This window comes from Pseudomonas sp. JUb42, assembly GCF_024807945.1.
Lineage (GTDB): Bacteria > Pseudomonadota > Gammaproteobacteria > Pseudomonadales > Pseudomonadaceae > Aquipseudomonas.
Genome location: NZ_JANUFD010000015.1, coordinates 37,642 through 55,184, shown reverse-complemented (window position 1 = coordinate 55,184; position 17,543 = coordinate 37,642). Strand labels below are relative to the sequence as shown.

General features: G+C 56.9%; 13 protein-coding genes. 8 read left to right on the top strand and 5 right to left on the bottom strand.

Going from position 1 to position 17,543, the window contains the following annotated elements; all coding sequences use genetic code 11:
- Positions 1 to 67: 67 nt before the first annotated feature.
- Positions 68 to 2,263, bottom strand: coding sequence for an S-layer family protein (locus M2401_RS25950; protein ID WP_259107636.1), 2,196 nt, complete (start codon positions 2,261 to 2,263; stop codon positions 68 to 70).
- A gap of 829 nt (positions 2,264 to 3,092) precedes the next feature.
- Between M2401_RS25950 and M2401_RS25945 the strand changes: the two genes are divergently transcribed.
- The 3 genes from M2401_RS25945 (at position 3,093) to M2401_RS25935 (ending at position 5,564) form a co-directional block, all read left to right on the top strand.
- Positions 3,093 to 4,010: a DUF4214 domain-containing protein gene (locus tag M2401_RS25945; protein WP_259107634.1), complete on the top strand. Its 918-nt coding sequence runs from the start codon at positions 3,093 to 3,095 to the stop codon at positions 4,008 to 4,010.
- 55 nt (positions 4,011 to 4,065) lie between these two features.
- On the top strand, positions 4,066 to 4,953 hold the full coding sequence (locus M2401_RS25940; RefSeq protein WP_259107632.1) for a DUF4214 domain-containing protein: 888 nt from the start codon (positions 4,066 to 4,068) through the stop codon (positions 4,951 to 4,953).
- A gap of 299 nt (positions 4,954 to 5,252) precedes the next feature.
- Entirely contained in the window at positions 5,253 to 5,564 is a 312-nt protein-coding gene (locus tag M2401_RS25935) for a hypothetical protein (RefSeq protein WP_259107630.1), read from the top strand.
- Between the two features lie 35 nt (positions 5,565 to 5,599).
- On the opposite strand, the gene M2401_RS25930 is transcribed toward M2401_RS25935, so the two are convergent.
- A complete protein-coding gene (locus M2401_RS25930; protein ID WP_259107627.1) occupies positions 5,600 to 7,411 on the bottom strand; it encodes an ABC transporter ATP-binding protein in 1,812 nt (603 codons plus the stop codon).
- Between the two features lie 785 nt (positions 7,412 to 8,196).
- A complete protein-coding gene (locus M2401_RS25925; RefSeq protein WP_259107626.1) occupies positions 8,197 to 8,865 on the bottom strand; it encodes a GntR family transcriptional regulator in 669 nt (222 codons plus the stop codon).
- A gap of 196 nt (positions 8,866 to 9,061) precedes the next feature.
- On the opposite strand from M2401_RS25925, the gene M2401_RS25920 reads away from it, so the two are divergent.
- Together M2401_RS25920 and M2401_RS25915 are read left to right on the top strand one after the other, a co-directional pair.
- Entirely contained in the window at positions 9,062 to 10,801 is a 1,740-nt protein-coding gene (locus M2401_RS25920) for an IlvD/Edd family dehydratase (protein WP_259107624.1), read from the top strand.
- 67 nt (positions 10,802 to 10,868) lie between these two features.
- Positions 10,869 to 12,218: an MFS transporter gene (locus M2401_RS25915; RefSeq protein WP_259107622.1), complete on the top strand. Its 1,350-nt coding sequence runs from the start codon at positions 10,869 to 10,871 to the stop codon at positions 12,216 to 12,218.
- A gap of 326 nt (positions 12,219 to 12,544) precedes the next feature.
- Here the strand turns inward: M2401_RS25915 and M2401_RS25910 are convergent, their stop codons facing one another.
- Positions 12,545 to 13,360, bottom strand: coding sequence for an ABC transporter substrate-binding protein (locus M2401_RS25910; RefSeq protein ID WP_259107620.1), 816 nt, complete (start codon positions 13,358 to 13,360; stop codon positions 12,545 to 12,547).
- Between the two features lie 374 nt (positions 13,361 to 13,734).
- Positions 13,735 to 14,631 (bottom strand): LysR family transcriptional regulator, encoded by an 897-nt coding sequence (locus M2401_RS25905; protein ID WP_259107618.1) that lies wholly within the window; start codon positions 14,629 to 14,631, stop codon positions 13,735 to 13,737.
- Between the two features lie 118 nt (positions 14,632 to 14,749).
- Between M2401_RS25905 and M2401_RS25900 the strand changes: the two genes are divergently transcribed.
- The 3 genes from M2401_RS25900 (at position 14,750) to M2401_RS25890 (ending at position 17,511) form a co-directional block, all read left to right on the top strand.
- Positions 14,750 to 16,021 (top strand): MFS transporter, encoded by a 1,272-nt coding sequence (locus tag M2401_RS25900; RefSeq protein ID WP_259107616.1) that lies wholly within the window; start codon positions 14,750 to 14,752, stop codon positions 16,019 to 16,021.
- Between the two features lie 213 nt (positions 16,022 to 16,234).
- Positions 16,235 to 16,645, top strand: a complete 411-nt coding sequence (locus tag M2401_RS25895) for a putative quinol monooxygenase (protein WP_259107615.1) — start codon at positions 16,235 to 16,237, stop codon at positions 16,643 to 16,645.
- Positions 16,642 to 17,511 carry a transporter substrate-binding domain-containing protein gene (locus tag M2401_RS25890; protein ID WP_259107613.1) on the top strand — a complete coding sequence of 290 codons (870 nt, stop codon included), beginning with the start codon at positions 16,642 to 16,644 and terminating at the stop codon, positions 17,509 to 17,511. Before M2401_RS25895 ends, M2401_RS25890 begins: the two co-directional genes overlap by 4 nt.
- The last annotated feature ends 32 nt before the right edge of the window (positions 17,512 to 17,543 follow it).

Sequence of the window (17,543 nt, the reverse complement as noted above, 5' to 3'; positions counted from 1 at the left end):
AGCTCTATATCGCCTATTTAGGTCGCCCTGCCGACCCTACAATGGCCGCCGCAATTGAGGATCCAACTCAAGGCACGATGGTGTTAGTAAAAGTTATGGGAGGGAGGCCTATGAGTTTTACCACTTGATCAATACCGGGTGTCACGCCGTATTCGACCAGTAAAAAGGTATCACTGCCCACGACACCCTCGATAACCCCTGCGGCGTTGAAAATCTTGCCGGGCCCCGAGTTAGCATTCACGTCCGCCAGCAAATCTGCAAACGATGCATAATTAGCGCCCATGCCGCCCATCCACTTCAACCCGGCACCAAACGAGATGGTGTCAGCGTCACCCGGTTTATTAAAGTCAGTGATCGTTGTGTACGTTGAGGACGCTGTAATCGGGCCCGCGGCATTGGTGGGTATCACGAACCTGTCGGCGCCAGAAAAACCGGATAGGGTGTCCGCCCCACCGCCACTGATGATAACGTCGCTATTGGACGTACCCGTGATGATATCGTCCCCGGCGCCACCGACAATCGTGAAGCCCTTACTACCGGTCGCCTTGCTCAGATCGATTGTCGCGCCCGTTGTTACTGCATTCAACGTCGCTGTTCCTGAGTTGGTAGTTGCTGAGCTGGCCGTAAAACTCGTGACGTTGTCAGCGATCGCCGTAGCGCCGACACTCACGCGCACAACATCACTGCCCGACAGATCGCTAATAGTGACGGTACCTGCCGTTACATTGAAGGTGTCATTGCCCGCCCCTCCGAACAAGGTATCGCCTGCCCCGCCATTCAAGGTGTCGTTACCCGAACCGCCGATAATGTTATCGACCCCCGAGCCGCCGTTGATGATCAGCCCCCGCGTCACGCCGGTAAAGTCAGTCGTGCCGCCCAGCGACCCAATGTTATAGGTGATGCTGCCCGAGGGATTTAGCGCACCCAGGCTGTTGATATCGGAGACAGTGAATGCACCGGACAGCGTGGTATTGAAGCCGACGGCTTTGGTGATGCTTACTGCATTGGCAACACTTAGAACGTCTGCGGATGTACCGGTAATGTTGGTGATCGACGTTGCAACAACAGCGACCGAAGTCTTCTGATCCAGCAGGGCTAAATCGCTTGCGGCAGCCGAACTGTCCGAGACGGTCAGGCTATAAGCGTTGGCGTCAGCAACCCCATTGGTGTTGAGTAATTTCAGTTGCTCCATCGTGCCGGCAAGCGTTGCCGTAATGGCCGTGCTGGTCTTGTTGTCGATAACGTTAAGGCTGGTAACGCCGCTGGCGCCGGTCAACGAATCGAGGATTGTCACGGCAAACGTATCGTTGGTACTGATACCGCTGGCGCTGGCTACCGTTGCGATATCAGCAGCCGTACCCGTGATAAGGCTTACATCCGTAGCGACCAGCAAACCAACTGTTGCCGTATCAATGCCATTGAGGGTTGTAGCGGCCATAGAACCGTTATCAGTCAGTACAAGCTTCCCGCTACCGGCAAAGGTTCTGCCCGATGCTGTAGCACTGCTGGTTATCAGCGTCGTGGTTACCGGCGCAGTAAACGCGGCAACAGCGCCGGAGACCGTTGCGGTGCCGACCATACCGCCACTGCTGGTAAAGGTGTAGACACCTGCCGCCTCAGTAATGTTGACCTGGGTGCCTGGGTTGGTAAACGTAACAACGCTATTGGCATCTTTGAGGACGCCAAACACCGGCGCAGCGGGGGTGACAGGCGCGACGGTCGCGTTACCGGTAGCCGTGGCCACGGCGGTGGCCGAATCCGTTGCCACGTTGGCAATAGACGCGTAGGTAGCGTCGACCTTGCTCAAATAAGCCCTCCCCAAGGCGGCGGCTGGCGACCCGTTGTAACCCGCCATTTCAGCAGGTGTGTCGATTTGTGCAGTAAACGCGTTAGCGGCGATAAGCCGATTGTTCACAGTAGTGGCGTCGCCGGGGCCGGCAGATTGCTGGATCGTCCATGCCGCCTGGGCCTGAGACACGCTGCCCGAGTCGATTTGCGCCACCCAGTAGGCCAGGCCTGCGGACTCGGGTGCGCGACCGAATACGTTCTGGTAGATCGCCAGCACTTTTTGTGCAGGAGTCGAATTGCCATATAAGGCAAGCGACTCTGCAGAGGCTGAAAAACCCGCAATCACGGAGGCAATGCTGCCATTGGCATCATCAATCACTTGTGCCCAGAAGCGCTGTCCGAACGGATCGGCGGGGCGGCCGAAGTACGCGACATAGAGTTGCTGTACCTGATCCAGATAAGTTGAGGCCGCCATCCGTGAGCTCCTTAGTGTGATCACTTACGCTTAAAAAGTAGTGACGATAACATGATGATGGCTATTGGGCATTAAAGACCAACTAACGGCGCATCAGCCGTCAGTACGCCTCGTTCAGTGTCGATCTGCGGGATGGTTTTGCATCTATCGTCTTAGTTGTGTGGGTCACTAACCACTGAAACGCAAAAACCGCGCCTTTCCTACGGGCTTGGCCCGCACTGGGCAGGGTTGTGAGTGCAGATGAGTTTCCTGCCGCAGGTTGAACATGTCTGTTTGCTTATTCGCCGGATCAGCCTTCGGTGCATTCAGCGGGTGCGCCCCAGTTGACGACGGGGCTCGGTCAGCCAGACTTTGTATGGCGTGGATCAGTATCGACCCATTGCAGTGGTAGGCACCGGTAGCTATGGGGCTTTCTACTTTTTCAACAGAATCGGTCGACTTCTGCCAGTCAAGGCTACTAAGTCCGCTGTTCAAGTCCGATGGGAACGACTGGTCAAATCCAATGCAGATAAGTGGTCAGGCTCCTGCAATTACGCAGAAACAGTCGATCATGCAGAACAAGTACACGTGCCGGTCCGAATCTGGAATCTGGTGATACCCGCAAGCCATTTGTCGTTCGGAGTCACAGCCGTCAGGTCAGCTTTCGATCAGCGCCAGCAGTCATAGATGCCGATGGATGGGAACAATTCTCCATAAGCCGAGTCAGACAGCCTACGTATTTCAATTTGTATCCGGTTTGTATCCGCATCGACTGACAGCATGAAGCTGTCAAAACCGCTGGCCGGGACCCGTTCTGGTTGCACGTCGATGCATCGGTTAAGGAAGACTAATGGCGACCCTCAAGCTGCATCAACCGATCAACATGAGCAATTTGCAGGCGTGGGACGGGGCATTCCCCATTGTGGACTCTGGCCACATTCGCGCTACCGACGGTTTCAGAACCCAGGATTACTTCGGCAGCTTCCAGTTCAGCAACGGCGAAGTCAGCGGCGGTACCCTAACCTCCACAGCCGCCTACCAGAACGGCGGCCTGTATTACGAAGTCACCGGTATAAACGCCGACGCCGCGACTGTGGCCGAATACATCGGCGGCTTCGATTTCAAAGGCGCGCTTAATGAAGTTCTAAAGGGCAATGACATCGTCATTGGCTCGGCAGGCAATGACGTGATCAAAAGCGGTGCAGGCAATGACACGATCAACGGCGGCGGCGGGATCGATACCGTTCAGTACAACAGCAAGGCTGGCCTGATCGTCAATCGCACCGTAGATGCCAATGGCAGAGCGTACGCGATAACGGTGGACGGCAAGCACGACGTCCTGTCCAACGTAGAACGCATTGGTTTTAGTGATGGCTCGACTTTAGCGATAGACGTTGAATCGGGCCAAAATGCGGGGTCGGCGTATCGCCTGTATCAGGCCGCATTTGATCGCACACCAGATAACAAGGGCCTGACGTTCTGGATCACGCAATTGGACAACGGCGCCAGCCTGACTCAGGTCGCTACAGGCTTTGTCAACAGCAGTGAGTTCAAGGCCGCCCATTCAAGCACTGACGCCAGTACCCTCATCAACAGCTACTACCAACACGTTTTGCATCGGGCACCCGACGCAACGGGTTTGGCGTACTGGAGTAACGCCACGGCTAATGGCATGTCGGCCAGCGAAATGCTGGTGTCATTCTCCGAAAGTCAAGAAAACCTCAGTAACTCCGAGGCTGTGCTCAGCACCGGGCTGTGGCTGACCTGATTTGGCAGCTCACCTCTGCTCCCGATTTATATACAAACGATAAGGACTCATCACAATGGCACGCATTACCTATAATCAACCTCTCGACAACTTCGACCTGAACAAAGCAGCTCAGGTTGGTGCTACCGGGCAAGTAGTGTCGATGTCAAGCACTCACATTGTCTACGGTGAGGGTAATTATAAGGCGGACCTGAGTGGCTTCTTTCCATCAGGTAATTCACAGGCGAGCTTTTTTACTGGCATCACGTATTCTCTCAATGACACACCTTACGTCACCATTAGCGGGCTTAACGTAAAAGTAAGCGATGCAGCAAACTCTGGTTCACTCTTCAGCGGTAACGATCAGTACATAGGTTCCAACGGCAATGACCATTTTTACGCCTGGCCAGGTAACGACACCTACAGCGGTAACGCAGGTATTGATACCGTGCACTACGCAGCACTCAAAAGCGACTTTGCAGTCTCGTCAGTAGGTACTGTCGCCACCGTTAAAGGCCTGGGCAAAAGCGATACGCTGTTTAACATCGAACGCATCAACTTTCAGGAAGATGGTACGACTCTGGCGCTGGACGTCCAGGCCGGTCAAAACGCAGGCTCGGCCTATCGTCTTTATCAGGCAGCGTTTGATCGCAAACCCGATAAAGAGGGCTTGAAGCTCTGGACTGAAAAACTGGACCAAGGTGTGAGCATGGCTGAAGTTGCCATGGGATTTGTCAACAGCAACGAGTTCAAGGCTAATAATCCGAATGCTGACTCTGCCTCCCTGATTAACAGCTACTATCAACACGTCTTGCACCGCGCGCCTGACGCAACAGGCTTGCAATACTGGAGCAATCAAATGGCCAACGGCGCTGGGGCCAATGATGTTCTGGTGGCGTTTTCCGAGAGCAACGAGAACGTCAGCAACACCGCAACTGAGTTGCAAAACGGTGTATGGATGTAACAGACATCACTACTTTAACGCTTCCCGGCGCTCAATTTTGGCCAAAAAAAGTTATCGCGGGTTTGGCCCGCGATAGTCGGCTTCAAATTATGGCCGTCTTGGTGATGGGTACGCTGAGAATTTACCCTGTGGATGCCTTAAGGCTGTTCTTCATACGCCACTTACGCTGAGTCATACTGAATCGCCCATCCAACCGTAAACGCTATGGGGGGCTGCATTGGTTCGGATAGCGACGGTTTAATACCGCCGCTAAATCCCCAAGCCTCTTGGTGATATCGCGCGCACGTAATTTGCTGTCGATGGCCGTCCCACAGCACCTTCCAGGCATCGAAGTCAGCAGGTATTACCTTGCGGATTCTTACCTGATCGTCACCGGCATCATACAGCTGCATAACTTCTCCTTTTTGCATTCTCAGCGTCCCACGAACTCTGCCGGGTTTCTGCAAAAGGGCTTCGGCGATAGAAAACTTTGGGTTGATTATTACCCCTTTGCGAAAGGCAGCTATGGATCGACTTCACCGGTCGAAGGCGCGAACCGTGCTGACCCCGGCCACTGGTTGATCGGCCTGCAGGCCGCCGGTTTGTTCAACCATTACTACCTGGATGACTAAACGAGTGTTGCCTCGTCAGTGCTTAGCCGGGGCAGTTACCGATACCCACGCGCCTGGATGTTGAACAGGCTGGCATAGCGCCCGCCGCCAGCCATCAGTTGCACGTGGGTGCCTTGTTCCAGAATCCGGCCCTGATCCAGCACGATGATGTGATCAGCGTTGCGCACGCTGGAGAATCGGTGGGAAATCAGCAAAGTCATGCGCCCCTTGGCGTACTCGCGGAAGTGCTCGAATACGGCAGCCTCGGCCGCAGCGTCGAGGGCGGCTGTCGGTTCGTCCAAAATCAGCAGATCGGCCCCACGGCGCATGTAGGCCCGCGACAGCGCTAACTTTTGCCATTGCCCACCGGACAGTTCCTGCCCACCGACGAACCAGCGCCCCAGCTGCGTGTGATAGCCGTTGCTCAAGCGTTCGATGAATTCGGCGGCGATCCCTTGAGTGGCCGCATCGCGCCAACGGTCCTGGTCATCGAAAGCGTCGACGTCACCCACCCCAAGGTTTTCGCCGACCGTCATCTGGTAACGAATGTAGTCCTGAAAGATCACCCCGATGCGTTGGTGCAAGGCCTGTTCGTCCCAGTCCTGCAAATCGCTGCCGTCCAGCAGGATTCGGCCTTCGTCAGGCGCATAGAGTCGGGTAAGCAGTTTGATCAATGTGGTTTTACCCGAGCCGTTTTCGCCCACCAGGGCCAAGCTCATGCCATGCTTCAGGTGCAGGCTGATGTCGCTGAGCGTGGGGTGCGCGGCACCCGGGTAGCGGAACCCCAAGCGCTCGCAGCGCAGGCCGTCACCTGGGCATGCACCGGCCTTCAGCGTGCCGCGTTTAGGTGCCACCGGCACCTCAAGGTATTCGTAGAGGTCAGACAGGTACAGGCCGTCCTCGTACAAACCGGCAATCGCGCTGAGGCTGGCGGTGATGGCGACCTGGCCTTGCTTGAACAGCACCAGGTACATAGTCATCTGCCCCAGTGTGGTCTGGCCACGCACGGTGTCCAGTACCACCCAGGCGTAGGCCAGGTAGAACGCGGCAGTGCCCAATAGCCCGAGGGCAAAGCCCCAGGCGTCGCGTCGCACGGTGAGCCGACGGTCTTCGGCGTACAGGCGCATGAAATTATCGCGATAGCGTTGCAGCAACAACGGCGCCATGCCGAAAAGCTTCACTTCCTTGGTGTGCGCCTCATGGGACAGCAATGCTTCCAAGTAATTTTGATGGCGGGTTTCCGGGGCGCGACGCTGAAACAGGCGGAAGGCATTACCGGAAAAATGCGTCTCGGCGAAGAACACCGGCAGCGCGCCGAGCACCAGGATCAGCAGCGCCCAAGGGGAAAAATGCACCAGCAGCACAGCAAAGCTGACAAGTGAGATGAGGTTTTGCGTAAGCCCCAGGCCTTTTGTGACGAGGCCCAGTGGCCGGGTCGATGCATCGCGGCGCACGCGCACCAACTTGTCGTAAAAGGCCGAGTCCTCGAACTGCAGCAGCGAAAGAGTCTGGGCCTTTTCCAGGATCATCAGGTTGACCTTCTGCCCCAACTGCACCCGCAATAGCGCCTGTTGCATGGAAAGCGCCCGTTGCGCCCCAGCCAGCAACGCCAATGCGCCCGCCTCGGCCAACACATAACGCAGGACAGGCCATACGGGCGCCTGGCTGCCATTCCCATGGATCTGCATCGCCTGAACCACCGCATCGACGATCCGCTGGCCGATCCAGGCGGCGAGCGCGGGCAAAATGCCGGCGATCAGCGTCGCCACGATCAAGCCGCCGAACAAGGGCCGGGAAGTCGCCCAGACAAGGCCGACCGCCCTGGCGCTTTGGGTTGAAAATGCAGTCAAACGAATGAACAACGACATTAAAGGCGCAGGCTCCGGGTTGCCAGTGAGGGGCGATTGTACCGGCAAGTTCAGCACGCTTCGCCGGTCTTGTTGATCGCTACAGCGCGCTCTGCGGATGAGCCCGGTCCGCCCTGAAGAAATGAGTGATGCGGTTTTGGTAAATCGGTCAAGGCTATCAATCTTTTAATCAACCCATAGCACCGACCATTCGGACTCCCGGCGAGGGTTTCTGTATCTCAACACTCGGAGGCAAGCTGGTTGAGTTCCCGTCAGGGGATGCCGTTGCCTTGCACACTCCGGACACCGATAGCGCCTCTCAAACAACTTCTTCCCGTACGGGTACCAGCGCTCATTCACATAGACTGCCCTCCCAAGTGATATTCGCCAGATCAGCCTTCGGTGCATTCAGCGGGTGCGCCCCAGTTGACGACGGATCTCGGTCAGTCAGGCGTTGTATGGCGTGGCTCAGTATCGGCCCATTGCAGCGGTAGGCACCGGCAGCTATAGGACAGTTTTAGCCAATGGTGGCAGGCAGAAATCGGCCAAAAGCGTCCGTTCACAAGCGACTGCGTTCGATCCAGGCGGTCGTTCAGATACGGCGACGGCATAAGTGTATTGATGCACTTATGCCTCTCAGAAACACAGCAGATTATTGTCTGATCAAATCTCCCGGTTTCCATGTCTTGTCGAAAAACGCTTTGGTCGGGCCATGAAAGGTAGCTCAAGTTCGGGTCGTCAGCGGGAGGACGCTTTAATGTCGGCCGTGGCCTGGTCCCAGGGCAAAAACGGCCAACGCTCAGCTATTACTGGCCTGTTCGCCGATGGCAGGCGGCGATGTAGTTATCACGGGAGGGTTTGAGATGATCGCTGCAGAGTTGAACGAGTTTTTCCACGTCCTGATCCCGCAACGCCTCGATAATTGACCAGTGCTCGCGACGTGCTCGCTCCAGTTGGTCGGCCACCACCAATGACGATGAGCGCACTGAATGTGCCCGCTGTGCATGGTCCCTGATCGCCGCCACCAATACCGGGTTGTCAGAAAGCCCGAACAGCAGTTCGTGAAAGCGCATGTTAGCCCTGAAAGCGCCCCGCAGATTGCCCGACTGAACCGTCTCGTCGTGAAGTTTCTGCGTTGCGGTCAGCGCATCCAGCGCGCTTTGAGGAAGCGGAAACCGGATCAGGCGCACGCACTGGCACTCCAGCAACTCACGAACAGCGTAGAGATCTTCCACTTCTTTAGCGGTGTATGCCTTTACCAGCGCTCCGATATTTCGCTTGCGCTCGACCAACCCCATCCGTTCCAGCTCTACCAGCACCTGGCGCACCACATGCCGCTTGAGACCAAAACGTTCTAACAGCTCGTCTTCCACCAAGCGTTCGCGAGGGTGGAGAAAACCCAGGACTATCTCCTCCTCAAGGATGCTGACGGCTTGTTCCAGGCCTACGGAGCTTAAATTTTCAACGAGTTGCATGGGTTGATGCCTTGGCACTGCAGGTGAATTAAGTGGTGAGACTGCCACAAAACCCGTGCATTCGCAGCAAGGTGAGGATTGAACATCACGCGATAAAGGCCCTTGCGCAACGTCCCTGGTCGTGATTTCATGCGTCGCAACGGATTATCAATAATCTGATCGATAATAAATCCAATAATGCTCAAGGGTGATTCCCATGCCTGACAAATCTCCAGTCATCAAGCCAACCGGTATCCGCAAGGGCCTGACCAACTACGGCGATACCGGCTTCGCGCTGTTCCTTCGCAAGGCCTTCATCAAGGGCGCCGGCTACAGCGACGACGCTCTGGATCGGACCATCATTGGTATCGCCAACACCGGAAGTGGCTACAACCCTTGCCACGGGAACGCGCCGCAACTGATCGAAGCGGTCAAGCGTGGTGTCATGATGGAGGGCGGACTGGCTATCGACTTCCCGACCATTTCCATCGCAGAAAGCTTCTCGCAACCGACGAGCATGTATCTGCGTAACCTGATGGCCATCGATACGGAAGAAATGATCCGTGCACAGCCTATGGATGCAGTGGTCCTTATCGGCGGGTGCGACAAGACTGTCCCGGCCCAACTGATGGGTGCCGCCTCGGCCAACGTGCCAATGATTCAACTGGTCACGGGCTCAATGCTGACCGGCGGCCACCGCGGCGAGAGAGTGGGTGCCTGTACAGACTGCCGGCGCTTTTGGGGGCGTTACCGTGCCGAGGAAATCGACGAGCAGGAAATCAACGAAGTGAACAACAAGCTGGTGGCCAGTATCGGCACCTGCTCCGTCATGGGGACGGCAAGCACCATGGCTTGCATCGGTGAGGCGCTGGGTATCGTTCTGCCAGGTGGCGCAACCCCGCCCGCAGTGACCAGCGACCGCATCCGTACCGCCGAAGAAAGCGGACGCCGTGCCGTGATCATGGCGCGGACCGGGCTGACACCGGACAAGATCCTCACCGAAAAAGCCTTTGAGAACGCCCTGCGAGTGCTGCTGGCAATCGGCGGTTCCACCAATGGCATCATTCACCTGACGGCAATCGCGGGGCGCATGGGCTTCGAAATCGACCTTGAAGCTTTCGACCGGATGAGCCGCGAGACGCCAGTGTTAGTCGACCTCAAACCCTCGGGCCAGCATTACATGGAGGATCTGCACCGTGCCGGAGGATTGCAGACGGTATTGCGCGAACTCAAGCCGCAACTGCATCTGGACACCATGACAGTCAGCGGGCGGACCCTGGGCGAAGAACTCGAGGACTTCCCTGAGTACAAGCAAGACGTGGTCCGAAGCTTTTCCAACCCGATCTATCCGGCTGGCGGCATCGCTTTTCTCAAAGGCAACATGGCCCCGGACGGCGCAATCATCAAGCAATCGGCTGCCGACCCGCAGTTGATGGAGCACGAAGGTCGCGCCGTAGTGTTCGAGAACTCCGAAGACATGGCCAATCGTATTGATGACCCGGAACTGGACGTCAACGCAGACGATGTCCTGGTGCTGAAAAATATTGGCCCCATCGGTGCGCCGGGCATGCCCGAGGCGGGTTACCTGCCTATACCGAAGAAGCTGGCCAAGGCTGGCGTCAAAGACATGGTGCGTATTTCTGATGGCCGCATGAGCGGGACCGCAGCGGGCACCATCGTCCTGCACGTTACCCCCGAAGCCGCACTCGGTGGCCCGTTGGCCCTGGTGCGCAATGGTGACCGGATCCGTCTGAGCGTTCAGCAGCGAAGCATCGAACTGCTGGTAGATGAAAAGGAGCTGCAATCGCGCCGTCGCGATCTTCAACTGCCCAAGCCGGTGGATGCCGAGCGTGGCTATCGCAAACTTTTCTATGAGCAGATGACTCAGGCCGACAAGGGCTGCGATTTCGAATTCCTGCGCCCCCCGAAAATGATCGCCCGGGTACCCGCCAAGTAAGCACGTTGACTTGACCACTGGCAGTGCCTGAACGCTGCCAGCCATACAATAACAAGAGGTCCTCGCCATGACTGCGCAACCCACTCGTATTCGTTATGTAATCCTCCTTTTGCTGTTTTTGGTAACAACGATCAACTACGCCGACAGGGCGATCCTTTCGATTGTCGGTTCCTCGATGCAGAAGGAACTGGGCATCACCCCCGTGCAAATGGGCCTGCTGTTCTCGGCATTCGCCTGGGCTTATGTACTGGGTCAGATTCCGGGGGGATGGCTGCTGGACCGCTTCGGTACGAAGCGGGTGTACGCCTGGAGTATCTTCCTCTGGTCCACCTTCACGATTCTTCAGGCCACCGTCGGCTGGTACAGCGTATCGGTCGCGATCGTTGTGATGTTCGTTCTGCGCTTTATGGTGGGGCTCGCGGAGTCGCCCTCCTTCCCGGGTAACAGCCGTATGGCTGCAGCCTGGTTCCCTTCAGCAGAGCGTGGTACCGCCGCCGGTATCTTCACGTCCGCGCAGTACTTCGCCACGGTGCTGTTCGCGCCGATCATGGGCTGGATCGTTTACACATTCGGCTGGCACTATGTTTTTGTCGTGATGGGTGGCCTGGGTGTCATCATGACCGGGGTCTGGTTGAAGACGGTCTATTCGCCCAAACAGCATCCTCGAGTCAATGAGGCCGAACTGCGCCACATTGCCGACGGCGGTGGTCTGATCGATATGGATCAGACCGGCGTAAAAAATGACGTCTCCAAACCAGGCTGGGCACACTTCAAGCAGCTGCTGACCAACCGCATGATGCTGGGTGTATTCATCGGCCAGTACTGCATCAATACACTTTCCTACTTCTTCCTGACCTGGTTTCCGGTTTACCTGGTGCAAGAACGAGGAATGTCCATTCTCAAGGCAGGTTTCATCGCATCTATCCCCGCCGTATGCGGATTCCTGGGCGGAGTATTGGGCGGCATCATTTCCGACGCCCTGATTCGCAACGGTCGATCACTCACATTCGCCCGAAAAGCCCCCCTGGTACTGGGGATGTTAATGTCCACCACCATGGTTGCCTGCAACTATGTCGATGCCGAGTGGCTGATTGTTGCAATCATGGCACTCGCCTACTTCGGTAAAGGCTTCGGTGCCATAGGCTGGGCCGTGGTGGCCGATACCGCGCCCAAATCGATTGCCGGGTTGTGCGGCGGGCTATTCAACGCCTTCGGCAATACAGCGGGCATTACCACGCCGATCATCATTGGCTTGATCATCCAGGCCACCGGCTCGTTCGAACTGGCGCTGGTCTTCGTGGCCGCAAATGCCGTTATCGCCATGTTCTGTTACCTGGTGGTTGTCGGAAAGATCCAGCGAATGGATCTCAAACAAGACAGGCACACGCCGCCCCTGACCAGCACACTATCGAGCTGATCCTCAATTGCAAAAAAACCGCGCCCTTTTCGGGGCGCGGTTCTCTATGCATTCAATACGATAAAAGCGTGTAGCGCCGAACCTGTGTCACAGCGAATGCTACGCCACCCACTTGTGATACTGGCGGGTGGCAGCTTTGGCGTTGCGATTGTTGATGGTCGGACAGTCGGGCAGCATCAAGGGAGTGAACAGGTTCATGGCGAGTCCTCATTGGTAATGAGACGTTAAATCTGCAGGGTTATGCCGACCAAGTGGCGCAGCTGGGGTGCGTCGATAATGGTCAGCAATTGCGGGCAGGCAGATACGCTTTCCACATCGCCCCACTCTTAAGGATTCAACCCTTGCCGCTGCTGTTCACTCCACAGTTCCAGGTTCGACTTTACAAGGTCTTGAGGCAGCGCACTGGACACTGTTTTTTGCATCGCATCGGTTATCCGGCTACGTAAAGATTCATCGATACACTGAGAGTTGCGTGAAAGCGCCAGATAAAGCCCCTCGCTGCTGATCGGTGGTTCCAGCGGCTCTACAGCGGTATCTACGCCCAACTTCTTGGCCAGGGCCCTTCCGGGGAATTGCTCGAAGATCACAAAATCGTTGCGTTTGAGGATGAGCTTCTGGAAGGCCTGACTGGCCGTGGGCACTGCCTCGAGCGACAGGTTGTCTTTGGCATAATCATCGAACGCCTGGCCGTAGCTGTTGTTGACCAGCGTTCCGCCACTGTGCCCAATCAGGTCAGACCATCCGTGATAGGGGAATGCTTCGTTTTGCCTCACCCAAATCATGCTGGACGTAAAAAGAAACGCCGGGCGCACGAAGTCCAGGGTCCGCTCACGCTCGCTGGTGAGAAAATACCCGGCCAGCATATCAACGCGACCCGACCTCACCTCTTCCTGCGCCCGTGACCAGGGGCCGCCATAAACCACTTCGATTTTTAGCCCTAAAAGCGTCCCCAAGTGCTTGATCAAATCGGCATTGGCACCGATAAGTTGATGGGGGTTGTGCGGATCCCGCCACAAGTAGGGAGGGTATTCGGCGTTGCCGGTTGCCGTCAGGTGATCACAGGCATTGTCACTCAGCGCTATGGCAGGGCTCAGCAGCATGGCCGTTAGAGACATGATCCCGCATAAACGACGCCCGATCATATAAAACCTCTGAGGGAAATCCTGCCCGCAAGCGGCATGCCCATGGCCGAGCAACACAACCCTGTGAAGAAAGATGCTTCAGACAGGGACAATATCGGTACCTTCTGGAGTCGTCATATTTGCCATCCATATCGCCGATTTTAATAGTGGCTTCGCAATAAAACAGGCGGACGCCGAACGATGAATTTACTGACCGCGCCTGCCAGTCTAGCTCACAGGCGCGACCAAGGCATTGGCGGTAATTGAACCCACACTGAGGTGATGACGGCTATAAGCCTGCTGCAGAGATTTCGTGCGCAGGCTTGCGCAAGGAGGGAACACGCGATCAACGATGCCCAGTCATTTTCCTGACTTGGCCTGGCAAGGTCGCTCAGCTAAATAGCCGGCGCATTGTGGGAAAGCTCAGCAACGATCATATCGATGAGTGTCGACACCCTGCGAGGCTGAACGCGTGCAGGTAAAAAGACAATCTGCAACGCCGTGCGCTTGCGCGAGAACGGCGCCAGTACTTCCACCAGCCTGCCGGCATTCAGGTCTGCTTGCACGTCCCAATACGACTTCTTGCACAAGCCGTAGCCACCCAGCGCCCATCGTTTGAGCAGCTCACCGTTGTTGGCGGTGCGCCGCCCGCGAACCACGACATCATGGACATTGCCGTCGATCTCGAACGACCAGACGCGCTCGGCATTTTGCGCAAACCGCATCAACAAGCAGTCATGGTGCACAAGATCGTCGGGATGTGTGGGCGTGCCATTGCGCTGCAGATAATCGGGCGATGCACAGATCAATCTTCGATTCTCGCCAATCAGTCGGTTCTTCAGGGCTCCATCCGCCGATGGGCCGTAACGCACGGCGAAGTCGATGCCCTGCCCGACCAGATCGACAAAGCTATCGGTGAGATTGATGTCGATGCTGACATCGGGATGGGCCTCGATGAACCGGTCGATGATCGGCACCAGGTAATTCTGGCCAAGGTCTACGGGAGCGGTCAGCCGGATCGGCCCCGAGATTCTCTGGGTGCCCCATCGAATACGGCTCTCCAACTCGTCCGCCTCAGCCAGCAGCCGCCGAGCACCGTCGGCAAGCACCCTGCCCTCCTCGGTCAGATTGAGTGAGCGGGTAGTGCGAGTCATCAACGTCGCGCCGTAATAGCTTTCAAGTGCGGCCAGCCGCTCGGATACCGAGGCTGGCGATATCCCCAACTCCCGGCCAGCCGCTGACAAGCCGCCTTTTTCGATGATCGTAAGAAAGAGAATCAGGTTATCGAGCATTATTCGGAATCTACGAAATATATTTTCGCCATTAGAATTATTATCAAATTATTCCGCAAGATCTAATATATGCGCTGACCTTTCGATGTACGCCGCACTTCGACGCTGAAGGACCCTCATGAATACCCCCTCCCGCAGCACCTCCATTTCGCCGCTCAAACTGGCCATTATCTGCGGAGTGCTGACTGCTTTTCCGGCAATGTCGATTGACCTGGGCCTTCCAGCCTTTGCCGACGTAGCCACGGCTCTGGACGTGTCGATAGAGCATGTTTCACAGACACTGAGTTTCTTCTTCTTCGGATTTTCGCTGTCACCGTTGCTGGGTGGCCCTCTGTCGGATCGACTGGGGCGACGCCCTGTACTTCTGTTTGCGTGCGCGGTCTACGCCATCGCGAGTCTGCTCGCGACTACAACATCCGGGTTCGACTCGCTATTGCTCTGGCGACTGCTTCAGGGCACAGGCGCGGGTATTGCTGCGGTACTGGCGATTACGGTAATCCGCGATCATCACCAAGGCCCCGACGCCAGACGGCTGTTGTCCTACGCGGCAGTGGTGCGGATTGTCGGACCTACGACGGCGCCGACACTGGGTAATCTGCTGCTTCTGCTGGGAACATGGCGCTGGATCTATGGATTCATGGCGCTGGGTGGTGTGTTGATGTTGTTGATGGTGGCCATCGGGCTACCCGAATCCTCGCGTTTTCGGTCCGCGAGCACCAAGTCCAATGGAAACACGTTCGAGAGCGCGCAAAGACGCTCGGTACTCGGGGATTACAAAACGTTCCTGGGCGACCGCCTGGGCATGTCGTACGCGCTGATCATCGCCCTCACCTTCGGCAGCCATTTCTCCTACATAACAGGATCGCTCTACGTCTACGTCAACGTCCTGCATATCTCCACCGTCGCTTATGGCGCGGTGTTCGCGGTCATGGCTCTGTGCCTGATGCTGGGCTCATTATTGAGCGGTAGCCTGGCCAGGCACGAGCTGTCCGGGGATTTCATCGTGGGGGTCGCGCTGGTGGTATCGGTTGCAGCATCCCTGACGACACTGCTGCTCTCAGGCACCGGACATTTAAACAGCTACAACCTCACGGCCCTGTTGTCGGTCAACACGCTGTGCCTTGGGCTGTTGACGCCTTGCGCGCAGCAGGGCGCGATGGAAAACGCGGGACAGTTTGCCGGCACTGCTTCGGCACTGATGAATGCCCTGACCACGGGCATGGGCGCGTGCGCCAGCTACGTCGAAGGCTTATTGCTGGTTCGCTTCAGCGACGTGCCCGCCATGGTCATGAGCGGGCAGATGGTGATTTTATGCACCGGGGCACTGCTCATTTTTGCAATGGCCATCCTTCGTAAGCCTGCGGTCCTGGCTCGTTCAGCGGCGCCTTGAGCTGCCTGCCCCGGCTGCATTTGAACCTTGAAATTCGGGTTCAACGGCATGCATGACATTCCAGGGGCCAAGGCCCTCCTTGTGAAAATCACCTGACTGCTATGCGTCGCGTGCACTCATGACTGCGATGCCATTGCCCACATACTGCCGCTTCGCCAGGCCATGTGTTGGCGCTGGTGAGCACGCTCTTCCACACAGCCAAGGTCAAACGATATGCCGAGTATCAATGTCACGGGCCGTTCATTGCTGACAACTGCAGGGCTGATCCTCGGCCTGTGTCAGCAGGGATGCGCTACAGAAATTGCCAGTGCGCCGCAGGCCGCAGCCGTACATGCTGTAATCCACGTAGACGTGGCTCCCTCTCAAGTCGCCACGGCCCTGCCGATACTGCAAACATTCGCCAGCAGCGCGCGACAGGATCCTGCAGTCAGCAGTATCGAGATTCTGCAGCAAACCGGCGCACCTAATCACTTCACAGTGATCGAGGTCATTCGATCCGAAGCCCAGTATCGACAGTTCGTCGAACAAGGTTATGTCATCACCATGCGGCAACGGCTCCAGCCCCTGCTTGGCAGCCCGTTTGATGAGCGCTTGCACAGCCAGATTCCGGAGCGGGGGCAATGAGTCAGCACATCAAAGCGTTTTCACTGCGCGGCTGCCCATCCCTCGTCGCGCTGAGCCTGGCCTGCGCGTTAAGTGGTCCGCTGATGGCGCAGGACTTACAGCCCGTCGCCTCGGTTCAGCCCGGCCAGACGCCAAGTGACGCGGCGCTGGCGCATCTCTTTGCGCCAAAAGGCGCACTGCGGGTATCAATCAATGTGGGTAACCCCATCCTCGCCAGCCTGCCCTCTGAAACCGGCCGGCCAGAGGGTGTATCCGTCGACCTTGCCACTGAGTTGGCGCAACGGCTTGGCGTCCCGCTTGAGCTGGTGACCGTGAAATCGGCCGGGAGCTCAGTCGAGAACCTTGAGCAGGACAAGGCAGATGTGGGTTTCTTCGCGATTGACCCCGAACGAGGTCAGGCCATCCAGTTCACTCCGGCCTACCTGACCATTGAAGGCGTATACGCGGTTCCCGAGAACTCTGCGATCCAGACGCTGGCTCAGCTCGACCAACCTGGCACGACTGTCGCGGTCAGCAAAGGCAGTGCGTACGATCTGTTTCTCAGCCGTGAATTACACCAGGCGACAATCGTTCGTCTGGCAACTGCATCAGGTGTCGTTCAAGGCTTTCTGGACCAGCACTTGAGCGCAGCGGCCGGGATTCGCCAGCAAGTCGAGAAAGACGTCGCACAGGCGGGTAACCTCAGAGTCATAGAACCGCATTTCATGATCATCCGGCAGGCGATGGGTGTTCCCAAAACAAGGGGGCAAGCGGTCGCTGACTATCTGGCCAACTTTGTCAGGGAAATGAAATCATCGGGCTTCGTAGCCGCTTCGCTGGCACGTCATCACGTGGTGGGTGCGAGCGTTGCAAGCGCAGAGGACTAAGGTGATTGAGGACATACCGGACAGGCGCTTGC